A 3,565-nucleotide genomic window follows, 5' to 3' on the forward strand; every position below is an offset into this window, starting at 1 on the left:
GCCCTTCGACGGCGCCTAGCGCGGGCTGACGCCCGCAACCCAAAGCTCGACAGGGGTATTCCGTCATGCCCGCAATCTTTAGAGCCTGCCCCCGCGAAGGTGTGGGGCGGGCATCCAGGGGCGGTGGGGCTCCGGATGGATTCCCCTCCACCTTCGTGGGGGCAGGCGCCAGAAGCTTGCGGGAATGACGGAGGGAAATCTGCGCGCGACGCCAAGGCTTTCGGCCATAGTACGTCCTGCACGACGATGGCGGGACGAACTTTGCCCGGCTTGGTTCGAACGCGCGGGTTGAAGTCGACCACGTAGGCGTATCCGCGCCGGATTCTCACGAGACGCGGCGGGCGGTACCCGCGGGGCTGAGGGCAGCGTTTTCGGCGCGATCAAGTGCACCGTGCTGCTTGACGTATTGGCGAACGGCAACACGCAGCGCCCGGCGCTCGACGCGGCGTTCGAGCTCATCCAGTGCGAGCCGCACGAGTTCCGCCTTCGAGCGCTTCTTGAAGCTCTTGCGTAAACGCTCGACGCGTTCTTCGTCAACTCTGGAAAGTGCGACGACGCCCACGATGAATTCCCAGCCAGGCACGTATACCGCTCTAGATCTGCAGGTGCAACGGTTGACGGCACGCAAGTCCGGCGAGCCGAGCCGCAGGAATCTCCGGGAGCACCGCAACGGTCCCACGAACACGAGCCACGAACAGGAGCACAATGCCCACTTTACTTGAGGCATCCCTGAAAGGGAGGGAAACATGAAGGGCGCAGAGATTCGGTCCAGGACTGCCGGGAATTGTTTGGTCCTTCTATTCCTCCTCGTGCTCGGCGCCACAGTGCCGGCGGCGGCGGTGACCGGAGAGAAGGCGCTGACGCTGAGCGCGTTGCCCCTCGCCGGGCAGGCGGCGATTTCGGCGGCGATCGGAAACGATAGCGCGACGTTTCATGCGGTGAAGACCGACTCTCAACTTGGCGGGCCGCTTGCGTATCGCCTCACCAACTCCGCCCATGGCTTCGAAGCCGAGCTAACTGAGGATGGTGTACAGATGCGCTCGGGTCAGGCGCGCTGGGGTTTGAGGCTGAGCGGCTACGGCTACGGTGAAGAGTTGTCGTCGGTTGGGACGGCCGGACCGGTTGCTGACAGGAACCGTGTCGAGTACCGCCGTGGTGCCCTGACGGAGTGGTACGTGAACGGGCCACAGGGGCTGGAGCAAGGGTTTACACTCGAGTCGCCGCCGGCACGTACCGGCGGCCCGCTGACGATCGAAGTCGAGTTCTCCGGTGGTTTTCACGGCGCCGGCGATGAGGAAACCAATGCGATCGCGTTGACCGATCAAGGCGGCGGCCGCGCAATCCTGCGCTACCGCGGTGTGCACGCCTACGATGCCGACGGGCGGGATCTGGGCGCCTGGCTGGAGGCGCGCGGCAGCCGAGTGCTGCTGCGCGTGGACGATACGAATGCGCGGTACCCCGTGGTGGTCGACCCGTTCGTGCAGAAGGCCAAGCTCACCGCCGCCGATGGCGCTGCAAGTGACTTCTTCGGCGTCTCCGTGGCGATCAGCGGGGACACGGTGGTGGTTGGGGCGATCTGGGACGACATCGGCGCCAACTCCGACCAGGGCTCGGCGTACGTGTTTGTCAAGCCAGGCGGCGGCTGGGCCGACATGACCCAGACCGCCAAGCTCACCGCTCCCGGCGACTTCCCGACGCGTTCGCGGATGGGTCTTTCGGTCGGATGCTCGCGCGTACGGTTGGCGGGCGTCGATGCCGGGAATTGGCGCGAAGTGATTGAGGTTGAATGTGTCAATGGGCACCGCGGTTCAGAGCGCAGCCGCGGCAATCAGTCAGTCGAGCATGCCGACGCCATGACTGAGACGGTAGGTTGCAAACCAGCTCGCCGCGGGGCGCGAGTTATCGGCATCGATGTGCTCGATGGGCAGGATCGCCAGCTGCTGGTCCTGCCGCGAGCGCGGGCTGCCAGCCCGCAGGGGCGGAGCGGGGGAATGGGAAGTTCCTTGTTCAGGAACCACAAGGACTGCGGCCAAGCTGGCCGCGCTCCCGGCGCAATGCCGTCACTTGCGGGAAGCCATCGCTGGGAGCGCGGGCTGCCAGCCCGCAGGTGGTGGCGCGGGGCTGGGGCTGCCGTCCTGAATTGAGAAAGGAAGGACAATGAAGAAGACGTTGGTTCATGTCGCGCAGATGACCGGTGTGGTGTTGCTCGTCTCTGCCTCGACCGCATTCCCGCCGTCATCGAGCGCGAGCTTCCGCATGAGCAGCGAGGCGCTGAATACCGGCGGCGGCCGATCGAGTTCCGCGAGCTTCTCTTGACGCGAGAAGTCACAGTGTGGTAGCGGAATGCCGCTCGCATCGGCGCTGGTCCGTCCGGGATCGTTGACAGCGTAGTCCGTTCCGAGGGGAGAGGTTCGATGAGTGGCCCGCAGTTCGCACGCATCTACGTTCGCGGCCGCGACCGCCGCCACCTTGGGAGGGCGAGCAATGCGACAACGGCAACACTGCGGACGGCGAGTGTCGCTCTCGGTTGCACGGGCACGAGAGCACGATTGCGGCCCAAGCTCCCGGCCTTGAGTGTAGTGGCGCTGGTCTTTCTTGTTGCGCCGGGGCGTATCGTCGCGGGCGGTGGGGTTGGTGCCGGCACGCCGAGCAGTTGCACGGAGGCCGCGTTCGACGCTGCACTCGCTGGCGGTGGCAGCGTGACCTTCAGCTGCGGCGTGAACCCATTTAGCCTCACCGTGACATCACCAAAGGCCATTGCGGTCGATACAAGCCTCGACGGCGGGGGGCTCATCACGCTCAGCGGCGGCAATACGACCGGAGTTTTCACTGTCAACACGGGGGCGACCCTCAACCTTTCCCAGGTCACGATCAGCAACGCGGCTTACGGCTACGCCATCAGCAACTCGGTCGGCGGCGCGGTGACAGTAACCAACAGCACTCTCTCCGGTAACTGGGGCGCTATCGACAACTGCCCGGGCGGCACGGTGACCGTGACGAACAGCATCGTCTCCCACACCACTACCTACGGCGCCATCTGCAACAGAGGCAGCGGTAGCACGTTGACTGTGGCCAGTAGCTCGTTTTCCGACAACCTTGGTAGCGGCACGGGCGCAGCCATCGACAGCAGCGGCGGCACCTTGACGGTGACCAACAGCACCTTCTCCGGCAACATTGCGTACACCTCTGGGGGTGCCATCTATAGCGGAAGCGGCGGCACTTTGACGGTGTTCAACAGCACCTTCTCGAACAACGTTAGCAAAAACGGCAAGGGAGGTGCGATTTACAACGCCGGCACCGCGATCGTCAGCAACAGTAGCTTCGCGGGCAACCGTTCCGCCTCGTTTGGCGGTGCACTGTATCAGAACTTCGGTGACACAATGACCGTCCGCAACAGCACGTTTTTTGGCAACACCGCATTAGATGCTGACCCTGCCCGACTTGTGGCCTCTGGACACGGAGGTTGGATTGCGGTAGACGTACATGCGTGACGGCGGTGGTGGAAGCGGCGGGGTTGGTTTTTCCGGTCGGTGCGATCGATGCGATTCGCATGCGCATCGAGGCC

The 3,565-nt window shown here is 64.4% G+C and carries 4 protein-coding genes; 3 read left to right on the forward strand and 1 reads right to left on the reverse strand.

Features of this window, described 5'->3' with window-relative positions:
- Window positions 1–325 precede the first annotated feature (325 nt).
- The gene (locus tag HY699_11625; protein MBI4516451.1) at window positions 326–562 is read right to left on the reverse strand and encodes a hypothetical protein; all 237 of its coding nucleotides are present in this window, start codon (window positions 560–562) and stop codon (window positions 326–328) included.
- Window positions 563–1,034: 472 nt separating this feature from the next.
- Here HY699_11625 and HY699_11630 point away from each other — a divergent pair, with 472 nt between their 5' ends.
- From HY699_11630 to HY699_11640, 3 genes are all read left to right on the forward strand, one after another.
- Window positions 1,035–2,144: an FG-GAP repeat protein gene (locus HY699_11630; GenBank protein ID MBI4516452.1), complete on the forward strand. Its 1,110-nt coding sequence runs from the start codon at window positions 1,035–1,037 to the stop codon at window positions 2,142–2,144.
- A 13-nt stretch (window positions 2,145–2,157) separates the two neighbouring features.
- Window positions 2,158–2,316, forward strand: coding sequence for a hypothetical protein (locus HY699_11635; protein MBI4516453.1), 159 nt, complete (start codon window positions 2,158–2,160; stop codon window positions 2,314–2,316).
- 263 nt (window positions 2,317–2,579) lie between these two features.
- On the forward strand, window positions 2,580–3,491 hold the full coding sequence (locus HY699_11640) for a hypothetical protein (protein MBI4516454.1): 912 nt from the start codon (window positions 2,580–2,582) through the stop codon (window positions 3,489–3,491).
- Window positions 3,492–3,565: the final 74 nt, after the last annotated feature.

The organism is Deltaproteobacteria bacterium (assembly GCA_016210005.1).
Taxonomy (GTDB): Bacteria; Desulfobacterota; Binatia; order HRBIN30; family JACQVA1; genus JACQVA1.